The 23,296-nt window shown below is 64.4% G+C and carries 20 protein-coding genes; 4 read left to right on the forward strand and 16 right to left on the reverse strand.

The genetic code is table 11. The features are described 5' to 3' along the window. Window positions 1-11: 11 nt before the first annotated feature. Window positions 12-1,415 carry a class II 3-deoxy-7-phosphoheptulonate synthase gene (locus CFR79_RS03010; protein ID WP_102324627.1) on the reverse strand — a complete coding sequence of 468 codons (1,404 nt, stop codon included), beginning with the start codon at window positions 1,413-1,415 and terminating at the stop codon, window positions 12-14. Window positions 1,416-1,722: 307 nt separating this feature from the next. Between CFR79_RS03010 and CFR79_RS03015 the strand changes: the two genes are divergently transcribed. Beyond that, entirely contained in the window at window positions 1,723-2,070 is a 348-nt protein-coding gene (locus CFR79_RS03015; protein WP_102324628.1) for a hypothetical protein, read from the forward strand. A gap of 112 nt (window positions 2,071-2,182) precedes the next feature. Here the strand turns inward: CFR79_RS03015 and gorA are convergent, their stop codons facing one another. The 3 genes from gorA to CFR79_RS03025 are packed head-to-tail and all read right to left on the reverse strand — an operon-like array spanning window position 2,183 to window position 4,588. Then, window positions 2,183-3,583 carry a glutathione-disulfide reductase gene (gene gorA, locus CFR79_RS03020; protein WP_110546887.1) on the reverse strand — a complete coding sequence of 467 codons (1,401 nt, stop codon included), beginning with the start codon at window positions 3,581-3,583 and terminating at the stop codon, window positions 2,183-2,185. Next, a complete protein-coding gene (locus tag CFR79_RS16095; RefSeq protein ID WP_258373402.1) occupies window positions 3,580-3,705 on the reverse strand; it encodes a hypothetical protein in 126 nt (41 codons plus the stop codon). The genes gorA and CFR79_RS16095 overlap by 4 nt, the downstream gene beginning before the upstream one ends. A gap of 4 nt (window positions 3,706-3,709) precedes the next feature. Continuing rightward, window positions 3,710-4,588 (reverse strand): ferredoxin--NADP reductase, encoded by an 879-nt coding sequence (locus CFR79_RS03025; protein ID WP_102324630.1) that lies wholly within the window; start codon window positions 4,586-4,588, stop codon window positions 3,710-3,712. A gap of 294 nt (window positions 4,589-4,882) precedes the next feature. On the opposite strand from CFR79_RS03025, the gene CFR79_RS03030 reads away from it, so the two are divergent. Then, window positions 4,883-7,330: a helicase-related protein gene (locus CFR79_RS03030; protein WP_110546888.1), complete on the forward strand. Its 2,448-nt coding sequence runs from the start codon at window positions 4,883-4,885 to the stop codon at window positions 7,328-7,330. A gap of 162 nt (window positions 7,331-7,492) precedes the next feature. Here CFR79_RS03030 and serS read toward each other — a convergent pair whose 3' ends face one another. From serS to CFR79_RS03070, 8 genes are all read right to left on the reverse strand, one after another. Next, window positions 7,493-8,764, reverse strand: a complete 1,272-nt coding sequence (serS, locus tag CFR79_RS03035) for a serine--tRNA ligase (protein ID WP_110546889.1) — start codon at window positions 8,762-8,764, stop codon at window positions 7,493-7,495. Beyond that, window positions 8,764-9,573, reverse strand: coding sequence for a twin-arginine translocase subunit TatC (gene tatC / locus CFR79_RS03040; RefSeq protein WP_102324633.1), 810 nt, complete (start codon window positions 9,571-9,573; stop codon window positions 8,764-8,766). Before tatC ends, serS begins: the two co-directional genes overlap by 1 nt. 4 nt (window positions 9,574-9,577) lie before the next feature. Further along, complete coding sequence (gene tatB, locus CFR79_RS03045; protein WP_110546977.1) at window positions 9,578-10,144, reverse strand: Sec-independent protein translocase protein TatB; 567 nt, start codon at window positions 10,142-10,144, stop codon at window positions 9,578-9,580. Window positions 10,145-10,210: 66 nt separating this feature from the next. Further along, window positions 10,211-10,876 (reverse strand): SMC-Scp complex subunit ScpB, encoded by a 666-nt coding sequence (scpB, locus tag CFR79_RS03050; RefSeq protein ID WP_110546890.1) that lies wholly within the window; start codon window positions 10,874-10,876, stop codon window positions 10,211-10,213. Beyond that, window positions 10,876-11,724 carry a segregation and condensation protein A gene (locus tag CFR79_RS03055; protein WP_258373403.1) on the reverse strand — a complete coding sequence of 283 codons (849 nt, stop codon included), beginning with the start codon at window positions 11,722-11,724 and terminating at the stop codon, window positions 10,876-10,878. Before CFR79_RS03055 ends, scpB begins: the two co-directional genes overlap by 1 nt. 36 nt (window positions 11,725-11,760) lie before the next feature. Continuing rightward, entirely contained in the window at window positions 11,761-12,762 is a 1,002-nt protein-coding gene (locus tag CFR79_RS03060) for an SPOR domain-containing protein (RefSeq protein ID WP_110546891.1), read from the reverse strand. Beyond that, window positions 12,759-14,564, reverse strand: coding sequence for an arginine--tRNA ligase (gene argS, locus CFR79_RS03065; RefSeq protein WP_110546892.1), 1,806 nt, complete (start codon window positions 14,562-14,564; stop codon window positions 12,759-12,761). Before argS ends, CFR79_RS03060 begins: the two co-directional genes overlap by 4 nt. A gap of 105 nt (window positions 14,565-14,669) precedes the next feature. Beyond that, entirely contained in the window at window positions 14,670-15,848 is a 1,179-nt protein-coding gene (locus CFR79_RS03070) for a deoxyguanosinetriphosphate triphosphohydrolase (RefSeq protein ID WP_110546893.1), read from the reverse strand. Between the two features lie 129 nt (window positions 15,849-15,977). Here CFR79_RS03070 and CFR79_RS03075 point away from each other — a divergent pair, with 129 nt between their 5' ends. Beyond that, a complete protein-coding gene (locus tag CFR79_RS03075; RefSeq protein WP_102324638.1) occupies window positions 15,978-16,343 on the forward strand; it encodes a HesB/IscA family protein in 366 nt (121 codons plus the stop codon). Then, window positions 16,340-17,137: an exodeoxyribonuclease III gene (locus tag CFR79_RS03080; protein WP_110546894.1), complete on the forward strand. Its 798-nt coding sequence runs from the start codon at window positions 16,340-16,342 to the stop codon at window positions 17,135-17,137. The genes CFR79_RS03075 and CFR79_RS03080 overlap by 4 nt, the downstream gene beginning before the upstream one ends. Here CFR79_RS03080 and CFR79_RS03085 read toward each other — a convergent pair. The 4 genes from CFR79_RS03085 to htpG all read right to left on the reverse strand — a co-directional run bounded on the left by CFR79_RS03085 (window position 17,106) and on the right by htpG (window position 23,203). Beyond that, window positions 17,106-17,999, reverse strand: a complete 894-nt coding sequence (locus CFR79_RS03085; RefSeq protein ID WP_110546895.1) for an EipB family protein — start codon at window positions 17,997-17,999, stop codon at window positions 17,106-17,108. The genes CFR79_RS03080 and CFR79_RS03085 overlap by 32 nt on opposite strands. A 5-nt stretch (window positions 18,000-18,004) precedes the next feature. Beyond that, entirely contained in the window at window positions 18,005-19,801 is a 1,797-nt protein-coding gene (aspS, locus tag CFR79_RS03090) for an aspartate--tRNA ligase (RefSeq protein WP_102324641.1), read from the reverse strand. Between the two features lie 113 nt (window positions 19,802-19,914). Further along, window positions 19,915-21,006: an S-methyl-5-thioribose-1-phosphate isomerase gene (mtnA, locus tag CFR79_RS03095; RefSeq protein ID WP_102324840.1), complete on the reverse strand. Its 1,092-nt coding sequence runs from the start codon at window positions 21,004-21,006 to the stop codon at window positions 19,915-19,917. Window positions 21,007-21,319: 313 nt separating this feature from the next. Further along, the gene (gene htpG, locus CFR79_RS03105) at window positions 21,320-23,203 is read right to left on the reverse strand and encodes a molecular chaperone HtpG (protein WP_110546897.1); all 1,884 of its coding nucleotides are present in this window, start codon (window positions 23,201-23,203) and stop codon (window positions 21,320-21,322) included. Window positions 23,204-23,296 lie beyond the last annotated feature (93 nt).

The raw sequence follows: 23,296 nt of genomic DNA on the forward strand, positions 1-23,296 counted from the left end.
TGATGGCGGGACTAGTCTGCCCCGCCAGCGATACGACCGACCCGCGTTTTCAGTTCCTCAGCCAGACGGAACGCCATCTCAAGCGACTGTTCGGCATTCAGGCGCGGGTCGCAGAAGGTTTCATAGCGTTCACCAAGGTCGTCTTCCGTCAAGCGGTGGGCACCGCCGATGCACTCGGTCACGTTCTGCCCGGTCATCTCGAAATGCACGCCGCCGGGGCTGGCGCCAGCGGCCTCGAACACGTCAAAAAACCCGTGAATCTCGGACAGGATGGCATCGAAGGACCGCGTCTTGACGCCCGATGCGGTCGAGCTGGTGTTGCCGTGCATGGGGTCACACAACCACGTGACCGTGCGTCCGGTGGCCATCACTTTATCGAGCAGCGGCGGCAGATGATCACGCACCTTGCCCGCCCCCATGCGCGAGATGAGCGAAATGCGCCCCGCTTCATCGGTCGGGTTGAGGATATCGAGAAGCTGCTCCAGATCCTCGATGGTCGTGGTGGGACCGACCTTGATGCCGATGGGGTTGCGCACGCCACGCAGGAATTCGACATGCGCGCCATCGGGCTGGCGGGTACGGTCGCCAATCCACACGAAATGGGCCGAGCAGTCATACCATTCGCCCGATGTCGAATCGATGCGGGTCAGCGCCTGCTCATAGGGCAGCAGCAGGGCTTCGTGCGAGGTATAGAACTCGGTCTCGTCAATCTGGGGCGTGGTGGCCGCCGTCAGGCCGCATGCGGCCATGAAGTCCAGCGTTTCGCCAATGCGTTCGGCAAGCTGGCCATAACGCTGCGCCAGCGGCGAGCGTTCGACGAAGCCGAGGTTCCAGCGATGGACCTCATGCAGGTTGGCATAACCACCGCCCGCGAACGCGCGCAGCAGGTTCATCGTGCCGACGGACTGGAAATACCCCGTCTCCATCCGCCTGGGATCGGGAATGCGCGCAGCTTCCGTAAAGTCGGAACCGTTGATGATATCGCCACGATAGGACGGCAGGCTCACGCCATCCTTCGTTTCCATATCGGAAGAGCGCGGCTTGGCGTACTGCCCCGCCATGCGGCCGATCTTGATGACCGGCACTTTTGCACCAAACGTCAGCACCACCGCCATCTGCAGCAGCACGCGGAAGGTGTCGCGCACGATGTCAGCGGTGAATTCGCTGAAGCTTTCGGCGCATGCACCGCCCTGCAGCACGAAAGCCTGTCCCGTAGCGGCCTTGGCCAGATGGGCGCGCAGGCGGCGGGCTTCCCCGGCGAAGACCAGCGGCGGGTAACGGCGCAGGCGTGCCTCCACGTCCTCCACCGCTGCTTCATCAGGATATCGCGGCATCTGCCGCGCCGGAAACGACCGCCAGCTCTCCGGCGTCCAGGCCTGCCGGGAAGAACTGTTATGCTTGTGCGTCGCACTCATGGGTCGGATCCTAATTCCTCTTGATACAAGACAATCCCCGCCGCCTGTGGCGGAAGGGCAGCCTTTATGTCGAAAAAACCCCGGCAACGCAAAGCCTGTTCTGGGCTTTGCGGGGGATCGGTGGGGGCCTGCTGGCGGGAAATGTTGCATTGTCGCCACAAAGCCTGCGTATCATTACGCCAGAAGGTCGCATTGCCATGGGCCGGAACCCATATGTAAAAGCGACATGGTTGGGCTGTCAGACCGGCGCTTCCCCAAAAGGGGGCGGGTTGGCATGCTTGCCACTCAGGTAAAAGGATTACGGATCATGGCCACGTCACGTGGGAAATTCATAACCGCCCTATCGGCCGGGCTGTGCCTGTTCAGCGTGACAGCCATGGCCGCGCCCGCAGCGGACAGCAGCGATGACAGCAGCCAGAACGAGGACCGGATGACCGTTCACGGCCAGCGCGGCCACCTGCCGCCGGGCTATGAGGAAGCGCCGTCCATGGAACTGAACCATGGCCCTGACCCCGACCATCTGGAACACGTCCATCGTGATTCGGTCACGGGCACGGATCTGTCGCGCTTCGGTTCCGCATACCAGAGCAGCGGGATCAATGGTGATGGGCAGCTTGGCGATTCCACCGGCAATGGCTGGGTCGCGCCGCGCTAAAGCCAGCGTGCAATATTAAATAAAAAACCGTTGGCGGATCGATCCCCAACGGTTTTTTCATGCCTGGCCGGTCCCGTACCCATGCACAGGACCGGCACTGGAGCGTCCGCGCCTACTCCGCGCTACGCGGCGTGACGCGCGTGCGGGTCCGCATGGTCACGAATTCCTCCGCCGCCGAAGGATGGATACCGATGGTACGGTCCCAGTCGCCCTTCTTCAGCCCGGCGGTGACGGCAATGGCCAGCCCCTGCATGATCTCGGGCGCGTCATCACCCAGCATATGCGCGCCCACTACCGTCTGGCTGGCCTGATCGACCACCAGTTTCATGAACGTGCGCTGTGCCCGCCCGCTGAGTGTATTGCGCATGGGGCGGAAGCGGCTGATGTAAATATCCACATCGCCGTTATGGGCGGCTTCCGTTTCCGTCAGGCCGACACTGGCCAGCGCTGGGGTGAAGAACACGGCCTTGGGCGTGGTGGCGAACGACCACTGCCGCGGCGGTTCATTGCCGAACAGGCGGTCAGCCAGCATATGCCCTTCCGCAATGGCGACGGGGGTCAGGTTTAGGCGGTTGGTCACGTCACCAATGGCGTAGATGCCGGGGATCGAGGTCTCACCATTTTCATCAACGATGATGCGCCCGTTCTCCTGTGTCGCGACACCGGCCTGAATCAGGCCCAGACTGGCGACTTTCGGATGGCGTCCCGTGGCGAAGAAGACGCAGTCCGTCTCGATACGGGCGCCATTGTCCAGCGTTACGACAAAACTGTCATCCGCCAGCCGGTCGATGCTGGTGGGTGACGCACCGACATGCTGGCGGATACCGCGCAGGTCGATGGCGTCATGCAAAGCGTGGCGCAGATCGGAATCAAAGCCGCGCAGCGGTAGCTGCTGGCGGTAGACCAGATCCACTTCCGAACCGAGACCACGGAAAATACCGGCGAACTCCACCCCGATATATCCGCCGCCCACCATGCACACCCGCGCGGGCCGTTCTTTCAGGTGGAACGCCTGATCGGAGGAAATGGCATGCCCGATCCCATCGATCGCGGGCATGCTGGGGGTGGAACCAACGGCAATGACAATCCGTGCGGCGGTGACCCGGCGCGGGGCGGCATGGGGGGCAAGCGGGGACGGGTCGATGCGCAGGGTATGCGCGTCCTCGATCGTGGCATGCCCGGTAAACAGGGACACCCCGGCCTTTTCCAGCATGGAGACGTATATGCCGTTGAGGCGCGTGATCTCGCGGTCCTTGGCGGCGATCAGTTCGGCCCAGTCATTATGGCCCCGCCGCGTGTTCCAGCCAAAACCGTGGCTGTCTTCCACCCAGTCGCCATAATCGCTGGCCTGAACCATGAGCTTCTTGGGTACGCAGCCCAGATTGACGCAGGTGCCGCCCCAGTGCCGACTTTCCGCCACCGCCACACGCGCGCCATGGCCCGCCGCGATGCGCGCGCACCGCACCCCGCCGGAACCCGCGCCAATTACGAACAGATCAAAATCATAACTCATGCCAGTTCCGCATCCTGTTCCGGCCGGAAGGACGAAACGGCACGCGTCGCTCCGGCAACGGGCCGCCACGCGACGGGGCGGCCCATAAAAAAAGCCCCGGCCAGCGCGCCCGGCCGGGACATGGGATCAACGTTCGGCGAACGCCTTTTCCACTACATAGGCGCCAGGATGGGAGTTGTTGCCCTCATCAAAGCCACGTGCCTGCAGCATCTTTTCCGTATCGGCCAGCATTTCCGGCGAACCGCAGATCATGACGCGGTCATGCTCGGGGTCGAGTTCGGGAATGTTCAGGTCGGTAAAGATCCTGCCCGTCTCGATCAGCTTGGTGATGCGGTCGGTGACGGCAAATTCCTCACGCGTGACGGCGGGGTAGTACAGCAGCTTGCCCGACACGTCCTCGCCCAGGAATTCATGCTCGGGCAGTTCGTGGCGGATATGGTTGGAATAGGCCAGTTCACCCGAGATGCGTACCGTGTGGCTCAGGATCACGTGCTCGTAACGGTCATAGCATTCCGGGTCCTTGATCAGGCTCATGAACGGCGCAAGCCCCGTGCCCGTGGACAGGAAATACAGGTTACGGCCCGGACGCAGGTTGTCCAGCAGCAGTGTTCCGACCGGCTTGCGCCCGATCAGCACCTTGTCGCCCACCTTCACATGGCGCAGGCGCGATGTCAGCGGGCCATCGGGCACGGCGATCGACAGGAATTCGAGGTGATCCTCGTAATTCGCGCTGGCAATGCTGTAGGCGCGCAGCAGCGGCTTGCCCTCGACCTCGATACCGATCATCGTGAACTGGCCGTTCTCGAAGCGCAGCGCCGGGTCGCGCGTGGTGGTGAAGCTGAACAGCCGGTCGGTCCAGTGATGAACCGACAGAACGGTTTCAGCGTTCAGGTGTCCGTATTCCTTGCTCGGCTCGGCGAGGTGGAACACGCCTTCCTGCCCCTCGACCGGTGCAAGCCCGGTGAGCATGGTCTCGGAAGTTGGCATAATCAACGTATCGGACATCAGGTTGTCATTCTCCCGGCTGGAGGGACCGCGGACACAGGATCTCCTGAAACATGTCCCCCACCGCACTGCGTGGCTGAGGCGGGAATGTTTAGGCCATCCACAGCGTGGAATTCCAGCACAAACAAATATATCACGCGCCACGGGAAGCTGAATTCACCGCACAATGCCCATGCCGGGGCGCTCATGTCACGTCACACGCGTACGATGCGGGCCTGTATTCAATGAATTCGCGTATGGATGCAAGTACTGAGTCCATTGTCCCCGCCGCGTGGATGACGCACATAGATAGACATGACTTCAGAATTCCCCGACCGGGCCGCCCCGGCCCTGCTGGCGCTGGACGCCGCGATTGCCTCCAGCGGGCTGCATGTTGAAAACCGCGAACGCCCGAAGCTGGAGCGCGTGATCGCCCGCATGCTGCAACCCGGCGCCGACCGGATAGACGACGCCGCCTTCCGCGCGGCCATATGCACCGTCCGGCGCAAGCCGTGGGGTTCGCGCCTGATGGACCTTACGCGCCGCGCAGGGCAGGTATGGGTTACACGCGCGGATACGGAAGCCGCCGCCATAACGGTGGATGACCCCGAACCCGACGATGCGCGCCTGCTTGCCGCCCTCGCCCCCGTGGTGCAGGCCAGGCTGCGTGCGCAGGGCGATACGCCACGCGCGGCGGTGGACAATATCCGTGCTGACCTGTTCGATGGCACCGGCCGGGTCCTCTCCCCCGGTGAACTCGGCACGCTTGCCCGTGCGGTGGCGGATGCCTTCGCCCTGACCGATACGGACACCTTCGCTACCGATCTGGAGCGTGAGGAAAGCAGCCGCAAGGACCGGGACGCAAAAATCGAGGATACGGCCCGCGCCCGCAGGCGCGAGGAAGTCCAGCGCCTGCGCGCATGGGAAAAAAGCCTTGTCCCGTTCAGCGATGTGCCGGGCCTGCTGCGCTGTTCCCAGCGCGAGGCCCTGCGCTGGATTGCGGAAAACCGCCTGCCCGTCGCCCGTCGCGTGCCCCAGTCCAACGGGCAGGAACGCTGGGAGTTCGATCCCGCCGAACTCATGGCCCTGCGCCAGCAGATTCCCGAATGGCGCAGGGATGGAACAGACAGCACCAGCCGCGCGCCCATCGCGCCCGATCTTGGCAACCGGCGCGTGGGCAATGCGGTCATCGCGCAGGTGGCGGCCCTTGACCGCTACGCCGCCCATTTCCGCACCGCACGCGCGCTCAACCGCCGCATCACACTGGTGACGGGACCGACCAACAGCGGCAAGTCGCATACGGCCCTTGATGCGCTGGCACAGGCGGAAAGCGGGCTGGCGCTGGCCCCGCTACGCCTGCTGGCGCATGAGTTCCGCGAGTCGCTCATGGCACGCGGGGTGCCCACGTCCCTTGCCACGGGGGAAGAACGCATCGACATGCCCGGCAGCCGCCATCTGGCCGCAACCGTGGAAATGTGCCCGCTGAACAATCCCGTCGATGTCGCGATCATCGATGAAGCCCAGATGCTGACCGACCCCGACCGGGGGGCGGCATGGACGGCAGCCATCATGGGGGCACCGGCACGGCACCTGTTCGTGCTGGGCGCGCCGGACTGCATTCCCATGGTGAAGCGCATTGCGGAACTGTGCGGCGACCCGGTGGACGAAATCCGGCTGGAGCGCAAAAGCCCGCTGGTTGCCGCCGAACGGGCCGTAAGCCTGCATGAACTGCAGAAGCATGATGCGCTGATCGCCTTTTCCCGGCGCGAGGTGCTGGACCTGCGCGCGATGCTGCTGGCGCATGGCAAGCGGGTGGCGGTGGTGTACGGCGCACTCAGCCCCGAAGTCCGCCGCGCGGAAGCCCAGCGTTTCAATAATGGCGACGCCGATATCCTGATCGCGACCGACGCCATCGGCATGGGGCTGAACCTGACCATCCGCCGGGTCGTGTTCGCGGCCCTGCGCAAATATGACGGCAACCAGACGCGCGACCTCAACCCGCAGGAAGTCAAGCAGATCGGCGGTCGCGCCGGACGTTTCGGCAAGCATGAACAGGGCGTCGTCGCCGTGCTGGAAGGGGTGGGCAGCCCATCGTTCATCCATGCCATGCTGGCCGCCCCGCCCCAGCCGATCGAGGACATGCGCCCGCAGGTCCAGCCGGATGCCGACATCGTGCAGGCCGTCGCGGCCGAAATCGGATCGGACAGCCTGTTTGGCGTGCTGGTGCGCATCCGCCGCGCGGTGCTGCGCCGTGACGATCCGAATTACCGGCTGGCCAACATGGAACAGGCCTTCGCCATCGCAACCGCACTGGAAGGTGTAGCTGACCTGACACTGGCGCAGCGCTGGGTCTACGCCATGTGCCCGGTGGATGACCGCGACAATGGCATCCAGCGTCTTGTCCACTGGGCGGCGGACCATGCCGCAGGCAACAGCGTGGCCCCGCCGGGCACCGGTCCCCTGCCCGCGCCGGAACGGGCGGAACGTACCGAACTGGAACGGGCGGAAAAGCGGCACAAGCGGCTGGTGGCATGGCGCTGGCTGGCGCTGCGCTTCCCCGAAGCCTACGTCAACCGCGAGGAAGCGGAAGCCACGACCGCGCGCCTCAATGACTGGATCGAAGACGTGCTGCGCCAGCAGAGCATCCGCGCCCGCACGCCCCGGACATCCCCCTTCAGCCCGGACAGACGGAGCAGTCCGCCGGGACGGCGCAACCGCGACGCAGCCCCCGGCGGCAAGCGTCCGCCCCGCAAACGGCGGTGACGCGGGCGGGGCGTACCCTGCCCCGTACCGCTTCCTTCATGGCGCCCGTGAAGGCGGATCAGGGAACAGAAAGCAGAACGGGCAGGCACGGGACACTGCCCGCCCTGCCCGCTCATCCAACACGGTGCCCGGCGGCAGTACCCGCCAGCCCTGCTACGGATTTCAGCCCGCGCGGATGACTTCCACCCCGGCCATGTAGGGGCGCAGCACGTCGGGCACGGTGACGCTGCCATCTTCGTTCTGGTAATTTTCCATCACGGCGATCAGCGTGCGGCCCACGGCCAGCCCCGAACCGTTCAGGGTATGGACGAAAGCTGGCTTGCCATCCCCCGCGCGGAAACGGGCGTTCATGCGGCGGGCCTGAAAATCGCGCGTGGTGGAACACGACGAAATCTCGCGCCATGCCTGCTGGCCCGGCAACCATGCCTCAAGATCGAAGGTCTTTGCGGCGCCAAAGCCGGTATCCCCCGCGCAGAGCAGCATGCGCCGGTAGGGAATGCCCAGCCCTTCCAGCACCATTTCCGCGCAGCGCGTCATGCGCTCATGCTCGGCATCGCTTTCTTCCGGCGCGGTGATGCTGACCATCTCCACTTTCTGGAACTGGTGCTGGCGCAGCATGCCACGGGTATCACGCCCCGCGGCACCTGCCTCACTACGGAAGCATGAAGACAGGGCGACAAGGCGCAGCGGCAGCACGTCCGCAGGCAGGATCTGGCCCGATACGGTGGCGGTCAGCGGCACCTCCGCCGTGGGGATCAGCCAGCGGCCATCTTCCGTGCGGAAGGACTGATCGGCGAATTTGGGCAGCTTGTCGGTGCCATACATGGCTTCGCTGTTGACCAGAACGGGAACGGCCGTTTCCTCATACCCGTTGCTGCCGGTATGCAGGTCCAGCATGTACTGGCCCAGCGCGCGCTCCAGACGGGCAAGCTGGCCCCGCAGCACCACGAACCGCGTGCCCGACAGGCGGGATGCGGTTTCGAAATCCATCATGCCCAGCGCTTCGCCCAGTTCGTAATGCTCACGCGGGGTAAAGGCGAACTCCTTGGGCGTTCCCTTCTGGTGGACCTGCACGTTGCCGCTTTCGTCCGCACCGTCGGGCACGGTCGCGTCAAGCTGGTTGGGCAGGCGTTCCAGCGTGTTGCGCAACTGGCCGTCCAGCGTATCCACCTGCGTCTGGAGTTCTTCCATCCGCGCCTTGCCTGATGCCACCTCGGCCTCAAGGTCGGAGGTATCGCAGCCCTTGCGGCGCAGCGCCCCGATTTCCTTGGAGATCGTGCGCCTGCGGGACTGGAGTTCCTGCAGTTCGGTTTCCGCCGCGCGGCGTTCCCTGTCCAGCACAAGCACGGTGGAAGCCACGGCAGGCTCCCCGCGCCGCTTCAGGGCGGCGTCAAAACCATCGGGGTCGGCGCGGAGGGCGCGCAGGTCGTGCATCAGGGTGTCTCCTCGGTCTCTTCAGGCGGATTGCGCGGCTCGACAAGGCGGGCGCAAAGAATGGAAATCTCGTAAAGCCCGATCAGCGGCACGGCCAGTCCGGTCTGGGTAATCACGTCAGGCGGCGTCAGGATGGCCGCAACCACGAACGCGCCCACATAGGCGTATCGCCGTACCTTCGCCAGTCCCTTCGATGTCACCAGCCCCACCCGCGCCATGAGCGTCAGCACCACCGGCAGTTCAAACGCCATGCCGAACGCCATGATGAGCTTCATGACAAGCGACAGGTATTCCGACACCTTGGCCTGCAGTTCGATCTGCAGCCCGTCCTGTCCATCCGCCGTCTGGAAGGAGAGGAAGAACTTCCACGCGGCAGGGAAAATGAAATAATAGGCCAGCGCGGCACCCAGGGCGAACATGATCGGCGTCGCGACAAGGAAAGGTGCGAAAGCACGTTTTTCGCTACGGTACAGTCCGGGCGCGATGAATATCCACGCCTGCACCGCCACCATGGGAAAGGACAGGCAGGCCGCGCCAAAGAAGGCGACCTTCATGTAAGTGAAGAATGCCTCATACAGCGCGGTATAGATCAGGTGCGGCTGTTCCCCCTTCTGCCGCATGATCGTGCCAAGCGGACGGGCAAGGAAGAAGTAGATCTGTTCCGAATAATAGTAACAGACGGCGAAACACACCACGAACGTCGCCATGGACCACAGCAGCCTGCGCCGCAATTCCACCAGATGCTCCAGCAGCGGCATGGGCTGGTCGTTGATCGAATCCTCGTTCAGGGTCCTGTCTCCTGCGTCCATCGCGTTAGGTATTCCTGCCTGCCGTCATGACGGATACGCGCTGGCCCCGGTGGATGACGCGCACCGGCGGCAGGAAGGCCGGCGGCGCCAGATGGGGCAGTTCGGCGGCAATGCGGCGTGCGGTGCGGGGCGGCAGGAAATCCGGCGCATCAGGCACCGGTCCCGTATCGCGGTCCATCTCATCCACAAGGGGCGGAATGTAATGGCGGGCGGGCAGCGGACGTTCCGGAAGGGGGGGCGCTGTCCCGGCGACGGGGGATGGCGGGGGCGGGTTTTCCACCAGCGGCGGCATGGTCAGCGAACGGCGCAGCGCGCCATCACCATCAATGGCCTTCATCAGCTTGTCGCGCACGTTCAGCCGCCCCAACTGGCCAAGCTGGTCGCGCGCTTCGGTCAGGTCGGCTTCGCGCACCATCTCGTCAACATGGGACTGGAACTCGGTCGCAAGCCCGCGTGCCTTCTTGATCAGGCCCGTGACCGTGCGGATGGCGACGGGCATGTCCTTCGGGCCGATCAGCAACAGGCCGACCACCCCGACAAGGGCAAATTCAGACCACGCGAAATCGAACATGAACCCTGTATCCTTCCCCAGCGCGCCACGCGCACGTACATACGACCATACGCCCCCGCACACCTATCATGACATGGGCGGGTCAGGAACCTCGTCATCCGTGCCGGGCTGCATACCCGTATCGGGCACGTCCACCAGAAGCTCCTCACGCCGGGGCAGGTCGCCAAGGTCCTTGAGGCCGAAATGCCGCAGGAAACCCGAGGACGTGCCCCACAGGATCGGCCGCCCCGGCACTTCCTTACGCCCCAGCGGCATGATCAGTTCGGCTTCCAGCAATGTATCGAGCACCTGCTGGCTCAGGCTCACGCCACGGATTTCCTCGATCTCGGCACGGGTGCAGGGCTGGTGATAGGCGATGATGGCCAGCGTTTCCATGGTGGAACGCGCCAGCCTGCGCGGGCGCGGCATCACGCGGGTCAGCCGGGATGCAAGGTCGGGCGCGGTGCGGAACTGCCATCCCCCCGCCACTTCCACCAGCACCACACCCCGCCCCGCATACTGCGCGCCCAGTGCCGCCAGTGTCGCGGTGACATAGGCGTCGCGGTCGGCCACATCATGCGGGACGCCACCCTGCGCGCTCAGCACCTCCGCCACGGCACGGGTGCTCAGGGGATCGGCGCGGGCGAATATCAGGGCTTCCGCCAGCCTGATGGAAAACTCGCGCACCGGGATGTCGACAGCCGGAGCCTCATCACCGATCAGTTCGCCCTGCGCATGCTGCGTATCGTTCATCAGGCCATGTCCCCTTCCGGTTCTGTTGCCACGGCGCTGTCATCCGCCATGCGTTCACGTAGCAGGATACGACCGAACTGCCGGGCCTGCTGGAGTTCAATCGCGCCATTGCGCGCCATTTCAAGGCTGGCCAGCAGCGTGCCCGCAACCGCGGCGCGACGACCGGTTTCGGCCATGTCATCCGCCATGTCGGGCTGCGGCAGGGGATCAGGCAGGAAATGCTCCAGCCCGCACCAGCCTTCCTCCCCCACGCCACCACCCAGCATGCGCCGCAACCGCGCCAGCGCGTCCTGCACGGTCCAGAAACGCAATACCCGTGGCTGATAGACGGACCGGCGCACGCGCCGCCGCATGGCCGCCATATAGCCCCGCATGAGCTGGGGCACATCCACCGCCAGCCCGGAGCGGTCGATTTCCACCAGATCCTCGCGCTGTCCGCGCTCGAACACCACATGCCCCAACTGGGGACGGGCCGCCAGCCACCGGCCAAGCTGGACCATGCGCTCAAGTTCCAGCAGCCGTTCATGCAGAAGCGCCACCGCTTCTTCCGCATCGGTGGCTTCCTCATCGTCTTCAGGCAGAAGCAGGCGGGATTTGAGCCATGCCAGCCACGCCGCCATAACCAGCCAGTCCGCCGCCAGTTCCAGCCGCACCGTCTGGGCGGAGCGGACAACGGACAGGAACTGCTCGACCAGTTGCAGGATGGATATGCGCCACAGATCCACCTTCTGCGCCCGCGCCAGTTCCAAAAGCAGGTCCATCGGCCCCTGAAAACCTTCCAGATGGACGATGGGAGCGGTGGAGGCGACGGACTGCGCAGCGGGAACGGATGTACTGCTCCCGTTCACCCATCCCTCCGCTGTGTGGTCCGTATCACGACTGTCTCAGGAATGGACCAGATCACACGGCAGACTTTTTGCCCTGGCCTTCTCGCAAAGCCCCGTGGCCTGCGCTTTGGTCAGCCCCTTTACCCGCAGGCGGTAGAAGGTGCGGTCATTGCGTTCGGCCTTCACCACCGCTGGCTGGTACGCCCCGAAAATGGCGGGGTAACGGCTGCTCAGGCTGTTCCAGCTTTTCAGGGCCGCCGCCTGGGAATCGAGGGCGGCAAGCTGGACGCCATATGCGCCGCTCCCCTCACCCGCCTCGCCCGATGCAGGCGGCGGCAGGGTTGCTGCGGGGGATGGCGCTTCGGCTACGGATCGGGACGGCGGCGGGGCCGCGGCCTCCGGTTCCGGGGCTTCCTGTGCAGCCGGGGGCGGTGCGGCCGGGGGCGCGCCAGCAGGCGGGGCTGATGGCGTGGGCGGGGCTTCGGGTACCGTCGTGGCATCAGCCGGGTGGGCCGCATCGGGGGTGGCGTTCTGGCCATACTGCCGGGCCATGGCATCGGGCTGCGGCTGTTCCGGCGGCGGGGAAAGACGCATCACCCCGCCATCAGCAGGCATGCCATCGGCGGCGCCAAGTATCTGCATGCCGCCCGGATCGGCCGGCTTGACCCGCACCGGCCCCGGTGGTGGCCCCAGAACGGGAATCCCGCCCTGATGATGGCCGAACAGCGACCAGCCACCGATCGCCACCACCAGCACGCCGCCCAGTCCGGCGGCACCGTAAACCAGTTTGCGCGTTGTCGGGTCGTGACCGATCAGACTGATCCCGCCAAGCCGCGCCAGCATGCCACGGAAGTCCATGCCCGCCCCGCTGCGTCCCGGTCGGGAGCGGCCACCCTCGGGTGGTTCCATGGGGTTGCGCGGGTCGATATCGGGGTTGGAATCCGCCCCCATGCGTTCGCGCATCCGGCTTTTGGATGCGGCATAGGGATCTGGCGCCGCCGGGTTGTGGCGGTCATCGTCAGGGGACGTATCAGGGGATGATGTATCGTCAGGACTCATCGCATCTCCTCGACCGGCTGCACGCCGAGTACTTTCATCCCTGAACGCAGCACGGTTGCCGTTGCTTCGACAAGGGCCAGTTTCATCCGGGTCGCCTCAACATCGTCTTCCTGAAGGAAACGCAGGGTGGTGTCGTCACGTCCCCGGTTCCACAGGGCATGGAAATCCGACGCCAGTTCATTGAGGTAGAAAGCGATCCGGTGCGGTTCATGCGCGGCGGCGGCCGATTCCACCATGCGCGGCCACTGCGCCATGCGCTGCAGCACGGCCAGTTCCGCATCCGATGTCAGGCCCGACAGGTCGCCCTGCGCCAGTTCGGCAGGCGTGATGCCACCGGGCAGCCTGCCTTCATTGACCAGACCGGCTGCGGCCCGCAGCACCGAACAGCAGCGCGCATGGGCGTACTGGACATAAAAGACCGGGTTGTCGCGGCTCTGGGCCACGACCTGATCCAGATCGAATTCCATCTGCGCGTCAGCCTTGCGCGTCAGCATGGTGAAGCGCACGGCGTCACGCCCGACTTCGTCAATCAGGTCGCGCAGGGTAACGAAGGTGCCCGCGCGCTTGGACATGCGCACCGGCTGGCCATCGCGCACGATGCGCACGATCTGGCACAGCAGCACGTCCAGCACGGGGCGGCCATCCGTCGCCAGCGCCGCCACGGCTGCCTTCATGCGGGTGACGTAACCGCCATGATCCGCCCCCCACACATCGATCAGCACATCCGCGCCCCGGCGGATCTTGTCCGCATGGTAGCCGATATCATTGGCGAAATAGGTGTTGGACCCGTCGGACTTGCGCAGGGGCCGGTCCACGTCATCCCCGAATTCGGTGGAGCGGAACAGCGTCTGCGGGCGGGCTTCCCAGTCATCGGGCAGCTTGCCCTTGGGCGGTTCCAGCACGCCTTCGTAAATCAGGCCCTTTTCTTCAAGACGGGCAATGGCGCGGTCGGTTTCGCCATCCGCCAGAATCCGGGCTTCGCTGGTAAAGACATCATGATGCACGCCAAGGGCGGCCAGATCCTGCCGGATCATGCCCATCATGGCATCGACCGTCTCGGTCCGGACGGTATCGAGCCATACGGACGGGTCGGCTGGTTTCGCGTCCGCCGCCGCAAGTGTCGCGCCGTGTCGCGCCACCAGCGCCTCGCCCACGGGGACAAGGTAGTCACCACCGTACTGGATCGCGCCACCGGGCACGATGGCGGCGAATTCCGCCTCGTCCATGGTCGTGCCCAGCGCCTGCAGGTAACGCCAGTACGCCGCCCATGCCAGGGCGATGACCTGCGCCCCGGCATCGTTGATGTAATATTCCTTCGTCACCGCGTAACCCGCCTTGGCCAGCAGGTTGGCCAGCACGTCCCCCACCACGGCGCCGCGGCAGTGACCGACATGCATGGGGCCAGTGGGGTTGGCGGAAACATATTCCACATTCACCCGCACGCCCTCGCCCGCGGTGCCCTGACCGTAATCCTCGCCCGCTTCAAGCACCTCGCGCGCGATGCCCTGCCACACCGATGCGGACAGCGTCATGTTGACGAAACCCGGCCCCGCCACTTCGGCGCGCGTGATACCGGGCGCGCCCGCCAGCACCGTAACCAGTTCCGCCGCGATTTCAGCCGGGCGACGCCGCGCGGCCTTGGAGATGACCAGCGCCGCATTGGTGGCCAGATCGCCATGGGCAGGATCGCGGGTGGAGGTGACTTCCACCCGGTCCAGCGTGGCGGGCGGCAGGTCAGGCAGGATTTGACGCAGCGCGTCGCGCACATGCGAGAGGTAACGGGCGAACAGACTTTCTGACATGCGGCTCGGTTTCCCAAAAAACGGCGCCGGACCCCGCGGCCCGGCATAAATGGCCTGCCGTGATGCCAGATGGCATGACAGGCGGATGATCTTGCTGCGCGTGTTTCACCCCGGCGAGGACAGGTCCGTCAACCGTCGATATTCTTCCATCGCACAGCGATCGGTCATACCGGCAATATAATCGGCCACCACGCGACACGCACGCGCCATGTCCCCGCCATCCCGCGCGGCCAGAGCGGACTCGCGCCAGCCATCGGGCAGCAGCGTCACGTTTTCCGACAGGATGCTGAAAATCGATTCGACCGTCAGCCGCGCCTTGCGGGTCATCCGGTTGACGCGCCAGTGGCGGTAAAGGCGGGCATACAGGAATTTGCGGATTTCCAGATTGGCCGCCGCGATGGCCGGACTGTACGCCACGACCGGGGCGGCAGCATTGCGTATGTCGTCCGATGACCGGGGGGACAGCCGTTCAAGATTGCGCTGCGTCTGCCCGATCAGGTCCATCGCCAGCGCGTTGATGACGCGGCGCAGCGTTTCATGCCGCAGGCGGGGATCGTTATTGCCGATGCTGTGGCCTGCCTGATGCTGGGCGGTGCGGGCTTCGGCCAGCGCTTCACGCACCACCGGCAGGGCTTCCAGTTCCTCGATATGCAGGAGACCCGCCCGCAGGCCATCGTCAAGATCATGGGCGTGATAGGCGATGTCATCCGACACGGCGGCCACCTGTGCCTCGGCCGAGGCATAGCTTTGCAGTTCCAGCCCGTGCCGGGCCGCGTAATCGGCGACATAGGTGGTCGGATGATCCACCGGGCCATTATGCTTGGCCAGCCCTTCAAGCATTTCCCATGTCAGGTTCAGCCCGTCGAAGGCGAAATACCGCCGCTCCAGCAACGTCACCAGCCGCAGGGACTGGGTATTGTGATCGAACCCGCCCCACGGCTTCATCGCTGCCGCAAGCGCTTCCTCCCCCGCATGGCCAAAGGGCGTGTGGCCAAGGTCATGGGCAAGGGCAAGCCCTTCGGTCAGGTCTTCCTCCAGCCCCAGCCTGCGCGCAATCGAGCGCGCGACCTGCGCGACTTCCAGCGAATGGGTCAGGCGCGTGCGGAAGAAATCCCCCTCATGGTTCAGGAACACCTGCGTCTTGTATTGCAGGGTACGGAACCCGGCGGAGTGGATGACCCGGTCGCGGTCACGCTGCCAGGGGCTGCGTGTCGGGGCTTCCGCTTCGCGATGAAGGCGGCCACGCGCGGTGGCGGTCTGGACAGCGTAGGGTGCAGTACTCATATATGATCAAGACCCAGCCATGGATAAGACGGCACATGATGATACCGCCGCCTGCATCCATAACCCGCGCGCGGCCCGTGGCCAACATGATCCCGTGCCTGCGCGTTCCACACACCATGGTGAAGCCCGATGTCGATGCCCCCTTCCCCCACCGCCGAAAGCTTCCGCGTATCGGATTCGGCTGCCCGGCGCCTGCGTGAGATCCTGGACGAACAGCCCACGGGCGCGGACGACGAACCGGCGCTGCGCGTGTCGGTTCTGGCGGGGGGGTGTAACGGATTTCAGTACAAATTCGCGCTCGATCCCGCCACCATGCCCGATGATATCGTCATTACGGCAGGCGATGCCCGCGTGCTGGTCGATCCGGCCAGCATGGACCTGCTGGCCGGGGCCGAACTGGACTTCAATGACAGCCTGATGGGCGCGCATTTTACCGTGCGTAACCCCAATGCCGCGTCATCGTGCGGATGTGGCACGAGCTTTTCGGTCGAATGATGAAACTCACGACCTGGAACGTCAATTCCATCCGCCAGCGTCAGGATCATGTGCTGGACTATCTTGCCCGCGAGCAGCCCGACGTGCTGGCGTTGCAGGAAATCAAATGCGCCACCGAAATCTTCCCCGTCGAGGTGTTCAGGGCTGCGGGCTATGACAGCATCGTGGTGGGACAGAAAAGCTATAACGGCGTCGCCATCCTGACCCGCCACCCGCATACGGTCACCCATACCAGCCTGCCCGGCTGGGAAACGGAACCGCCACAGGCACGGTATGTAGAAATCCGCACCTGTGGTCTGGTGGTTGGCAATCTTTACCTGCCCAACGGCAATTCCGGTGGAACGCCGGGATACGAATCAAAGCTGGCTTTCATGGAAGCCCTCGCCCTGCATGCGCAGGCGATGCTGAAGGCGGGGCAGGATTTCATCCTGATGGGGGATTACAATGTCTGCCCCACGGAAGAAGACTGTGCCCCGGGCGCGCTGTCACCCGATGACGCACTGGTCCGCCCGCAGACCCGCGCGGCCTTCCGCCGCCTGCTGTGGCTGGGGCTGACGGACGCACTGCGCGCCCTGCACCCCACCGGGGCGTTCTATACGTTCTGGGATTATCAGGCGGCTGCATGGCAGCGTAACAGCGGCCTGCGCATCGACCATGCCCTTCTGTCGCCCCGCGTGGCCGAACGGCTGCTGACCGCCCTGCCCGCCCGTGACGAGCGCGGCAGGGAACAGCCATCCGATCATGTACCGCTGACGATCACCCTTACGCCGGCTGACGCTGGCGTGGCGGACTGACCACACCGCCCGCCGGTGGACTGGCACCGTCCATGCAGCGGTCATGAGCGGGTAACAGGCGGAATTCACGCAAGGTGCCCGCCACGCGGAACTGCCCGAAATCCAGCTCCACATTGTCGGCCACGCCATTGATGAAATAACGCATTCCGGTCTGGAACATCGGCGTCATGTCGTGCGTGGCGCTGTTGTAATACGCAACATGCACCCGCACCGCCGGCAGGGCGGCCAGCGCGGGAAAGGGCACGGCAACCGGGGCCGCCTGCTGGCCCAGCAGCAGCACATACGTGCCCAGCGCCCCGGTTTCGACGGTTCCATCAAACAGATCGGGGGAAATCTGCCCCCTGCCTGCAAGGCCGGCTGCAATGACGGCGCGGGTATACGCTACGGGAAACAGCGTGCCCACAGGCAGGGCAACATCATGGGTGGCGGGGGCAGTATAATGCACGCTGCCCCCCCTGGTCCCCATCCGCGCTTCACCCGCGATGCGGGGCGCGGGCGTGCCATTTTCCGTCTGGTCGGCACGGAAGACGAGGGATGAGCCGTCCTTTTCCTCCAGCACGGCATAATCCGAATCGCTTATGGCTTCCGCCCCGCTACGCCCCGTGGTGCGCAGGTGCAGTTGCTGCTGCGTGGACCATGCCGAACACATGTCGGACAGGACAAAAGTCAGTTGCCCTTCCGCCGTGACGACATCGCCATCCCCCACGGCGGAGAGGGAAAGATCATAGACCGCGCGATGCGGGGCCATGACGGGGGCGGAAGCGGGGGCCGCGACCGAATGGCCCCGCCACAGGGCAATTGCGCCCGCAACGATGACCATGCAGCCATGGGCAAGCGCCCCGGCACGCCCCACCCGCGCCATGAGGGTCAGTTCTTGGCCTGACCGGGCTTGGGACGGGGCAGGTCGAGCGCGAGGGAGAGTTCCTTCAGCCGCTGCGGCTCGACCGGGGCCGGTGCCCCCATCATCAGGTCTTCGCCCTGCTGGTTGAGCGGGAACAGGATCACTTCGCGGATGTTCGGCTCATCAGCCAGCAGCATCACGATACGGTCCACGCCGGGGGCCGAACCACCATGCGGCGGTGCGCCGTAACGGAACGCATTCAGCATGCCGCCAAAGCGGGCTTCGACCTCGCTGGCGGGATAGCCCGCGATCTCGAACGCACGGATCATCACATCGGGCTGGTGGTTACGGATCGCGCCCGATGACAGTTCCACGCCATTGCACACGATATCGTACTGGTAGGCCTTGATGGTCAGCGGGTCCTGATTCTGCAGCGCGTCCATGCCGCCCTGCGGCATGGAGAACGGGTTGTGGGAGAAGTCAATCTCGCCCGTTTCCTCGTTGCGCTCATACATCGGGAAATCCGTGATCCAGCAGAAGCGGAAGGCGTTCTGTTCGATCAGGTCCAGTTCGGTCGCAACGCGCGTACGCACCGCCCCCGAGAACTTGACCATCTCATCGCCCTTGCCCGCCACGAAGAACACGGCGTCGCCCGCCTTCAGCCCTGTTGCCGCACGAATGGCCTCGATGCGCTCGGCTTCAAGGTTCTTGGCGATCGGCCCCTTGCCGCCATCTTCGGCGAAGATGATGTAGCCCAGCCCACCGGCACCGGATTCGCGCGCCCAGTTATTGAGCTTGTCAAAGAAGGCACGCGGGCGATCACCCGCACCCGGCGCGGGAATGGCGCGGACCTGACCACCATCGGCGGCGATGCGGGCAAACAGGCCGAAACCGGAACCGGCGAAGGCTTCGGTCACGTCGGACAGTTTCAGCGGGTTGCGCAGGTCGGGCTTGTCGCTGCCATACACATCCATGGCCGTGGCGTAGGGAATGCGCTCGAACGGGGCCTTGCTGACGGTCCGGCCACCGCCGAATTCGCGAAACACGCCTTCCATCACGGGTTCCAGCGTCGCGAACACATCTTCCTGTGTTGCAAACGCCATTTCGAAATCGAGCTGGTAGAACTCACCGGGCGAGCGGTCGGCACGCGCCGCTTCATCGCGGAAGCAGGGTGCGATCTGGAAATAGCGGTCGAAGCCCGCGACCATGGCAAGCTGCTTGAACTGCTGCGGGGCCTGCGGCAGGGCATAGAACTTGCCCGGATGCATGCGCGCGGGCACGAGGAAGTCGCGCGCGCCTTCGGGGGAGGATGCGGTCAGGATCGGCGTCTGGAATTCCATGAACCCCAGATCCGTCATGCGCTTGCGCAGGCTGGCGATCACCTGCGCGCGCAGCATGATGTTACGGTGCACCTTGTCGCGCCGCAGGTCGATGTAGCGGTAGGTCAGGCGCAGGTCTTCGGGGTAATGTTCGTTCCCCGCCACCTGCAGCGGCAGCACGTCGGCGCTGGACTGGACCGCGATTTCACGCGCACGCAGTTCGATCTCACCCGTGGGCAGGTTCGGGTTTTTGGTCGCGCCATCGCGCAGCACCACTTCGCCCGTTACCGTCAGCACGCTTTCCACGCGCACGCGCTCGGCCGTTTCCAGAACGGGGGAACCGGCGGGGATCACGATCTGCGTCATGCCAAAATGGTCGCGCAGGTCAATGAACAGCAGGCCGCCGTGGTCGCGCTTGCTGTGTACCCACCCGGAAAGGCGGGCCGTCTGCCCGGCGTCAGCAGCCCGCAGGGCCGCGCAGCTATGGGTACGATAGGGATGCATGCTCTTGTCCTGATTCTACCAGAGTCCGGGGGGCGCGCCTGCCATGGACGCGCCCGGTTTCAGGCGCGACAAAGCCAATCCCGCCCCCGCCTGTCAAGGTTATAGGTGATGTGTCACACGTATTCGGGAAACAGGTCGCACAACCCGTCGGCCGATGCGGGGCAGCGGCCCCGTTCGGTAATCAGTCCCGTCACCAGCCGCGCGGGCGTGACATCAAAGGCCGGATTGGCCCCCTTGCTACCATCGGGCACAAGCTGCACGGTGGTCACGGCGCCGGTTTCGTCGCGTCCCTGTATATGGGTGACTTCGCGGCCGTTGCGTTCCTCAATGGGGATTTCCGTCACACCGTCACTGATGGTCCAGTCGATGGTGGTGGAAGGCAGCGCCACCCAGAAAGGCACGCCATTGTCATGCGCGGCCAGCGCCTTGAGATACGTGCCGATCTTGTTCGCCACATCGCCCGTACGCGTCACGCGGTCGGTACCGACGATGACCATGTCCACCATACCATGCTGCATCAGGTGGCCACCGGCATTATCAGCAATGACGGTATGCTTCACGCCATGACGCCCCAGTTCCCACGCGGTCAGCGACGCGCCCTGATTGCGCGGGCGGGTTTCATCCACCCATACATGCACGTCAATGCCACGGTCATGCGCCATATAGATCGGCGCAAGGGCCGTGCCCCAGTCCACCGTGGCGATCCAGCCCGCATTGCAGTGGGTCATGACATTGACCGGTCCGGGGCGACGGCTGGCAATCTCTTCGATCAGTTCCAGTCCCTGTCGGCCAATGGCCTCATTCTGGATGACGTCCTCATCACAGATGCGTCCGGCTTCGTCATAGGCGGCTGCCACGCGGTCGGCCGGGGCCGTGGTGCGCAGGCGCGTCAGCATGCGCCGGATGGCCCATGCAAGGTTGACCGCCGTGGGGCGGGTAGCCGCCAGCAGGGCAGCATCACGCTCCATCGCCGCATCGCTGCTGTCCTGACGCAATGCAAGGGCCAGCCCGTAGGCCGCTACCGCACCGATCAGCGGTGCGCCGCGCACTTGCATCGTGCGGATGGCATGCGCCACCTGATCGCGTTCGGTCAGGCGCAGGATGTCCAGCGACCACGGTAGCCGGGTCTGGTCAAAGATATGGACTGACCAGCCATCATCCGCATCCACCCAGACGCTACGATAGGAGACGTTGTCGATTTTCATATAATATTTGCCGCCATAGAAAAACCAGAACACCAGAAGGGCGCGTAGGGAAGCATCCGGCAGGCTGGTATTCAAGCCCCCCTTCCCCCGAATCCCGCATGACCGGGCAGTCGGGGCAGCTTCATCCCGTCAGACCACGCGAAACCATCGCTGCGAAACCGGTCGTATCATACAGCCAGTTCATGGATGGTTCCATATATGCGGGCGCAGTGCCGGCGGCGGAAGGGGCGCCACCTGCATCGGGCAAAAAATATCCCGCCATGCAGCCTGCATGGCGGGATGAAACAACGCGAAAAGAATGAAGCCGGAAGGCTCAGCCCTGCGGGCCATCGGTCAGCGGCAGACGCGTCAGGATGGTGGTCAGCCGCTGGGCAAAGCCGGTCGGGTCCTTCGGGCTTTCGCCATCCTGGATGCGGGCCATGTCCATCAGCACAAGGGCGATATCCTGCACCGGGTCGCCGTTCTTCACCCGTGCCGCCAGATCAAGGACAAGCGGATGCGCGGGATTGACCTGCAGCACGGGGGCCGTGTCTGGCACCTGCTGGCCACTGCGCTTCATCAGCCGGATCATCTGCAGGTCGGGACCGGATTCGGGAGCTGCCAGCACCACGGCGCTGTTGACCAGACGGTTGGTGCCCTTCACATCAGATACCGCATCGCCCAGCGCTTCCTTCAGCGCGGGAATGACGACTTCCAGCGCATCCTTTTCGGCCTGCGTTTCTTCCGGTGCGCCAAACTTTTCCAGATCGGTATGGAACTGGCTGATATTGCGCAGCGGTGTGTCCTTGTACACGCCCAGACGATCGGGCCAGAAGGAATCCACCGGATCGGACAGCAGCAGAACCTCGATCCCACGCGCGCGGAAACCTTCAAGCTGCGGCGAGGAGGACAGCATTTCCGTGCGGTCGCCCGTCAGATAGTAAATGGCTTCCTGCTCGGGCTTCCTGCGCTCAAGGTAGGCATCGAGCGTAGTCCAGCCTTCCTGCGTGCTGGAACGGAAGCGCGCGATGGTGGCCAGGTCGGTACGGTGCTCCGCATCGTCCCAGATACCTTCCTTGAAGGTGGGGCCGAAATTGTCCCAGAACTTCTCAAAATCCGCTTCGTCCTTCGCACGGGTCCTGAGTTCGGAAATCACGCGGTTGGTAACGGCCTTGCGGATGCGGGCCAGCACCGGCGTCGCCTGCAGCATCTCACGCGAGACGTTCAGCGGCAGGTCTTCGGTATCGACCACACCGGTCACGAAACGCAGCCATGGCGGCAGTAGCCCCGCATCGTCCGTAATGAACATGCGGCGGACGTGCAGGCGGATCTGGCTTTCACGCACCGGCTCGGCAAACTCGAACGGCTTGCTGCCGGGAATGAACAGAAGGGCCGAGAATTCCAGCGTGCCTTCAGCATGCCAGTGCAGGGTCGCCCACGGCGTATCGAAATTGTGGCTGACGTGACGGTAGAATTCGTTGAGCTGTTCCTCGTCGATCTCACCGCGCGGCTTGCGCCACAGGGCCGTCCCCTTGTTGGCGGATGTTTCCTCGCCTTCCTTGACGATGGTGATCGGCCACGAGATGTGATCGGCCCATTTACGCACGATCGTCTCAAGCTGCCACGAATCGAGGAAGTCGTTCGCATCGTCCTTGATATGCAGGATGATGTCCGTGCCCGCCCTGTCGCGCGTGGCGGGGCTTATGGTGTAATTGCCTTTGCCGGTGGAGGACCAGCGCCATGCTTCGTCACTTCCGGCTCGGCGCGAGATCACATCCACCCGGTCCGCCACCATGAAGGCCGCGTAGAAGCCGACACCGAACTGCCCGATCAGGTTGGGCTTGTCCTCGGGCTTCGCGTTGGCCAGTTCCTCGCCAAAGGCGCGGGTGCCGGAGCGGGCGATGGTGCCAAGGTTGCGGGCAAGCTCATCCTTGCCCATGCCCGCGCCATCATCGCTGATGGTCAGCAGGCGGGCATCCTTGTCCGGGTTGATGCGGATCTTCGCATCATCGGGCAGCGCGCGCGCGCCATCGGTCAGGGCTTCGAAACGGCGCTTGTCCGTCGCATCCGCCGCGTTGGCAACCAGTTCACGCAGGAAGATTTCACGTTCGGAATAAAGGGCATGCACCACAAGGTCGAGAAGGCGCCCGACCTCGGCGCTGAATTCATGCTGTTCGCCCGTGGTTTCGGACGGGCTGGCTGTGGTCTGATCGGTCATTGGCTGTCCTGTTGTTTATAAATGGGCTGTTAAATTACAATTTGTATTGGATATGGAAATGTTTGCAGCGTTTTCAATGGGTGATCCTGCCGT

Origin of the sequence: Komagataeibacter saccharivorans (assembly GCF_003207825.1) — a bacterium.
GTDB classification, from domain to species: Bacteria; Pseudomonadota; Alphaproteobacteria; order Acetobacterales; family Acetobacteraceae; genus Komagataeibacter; species Komagataeibacter saccharivorans.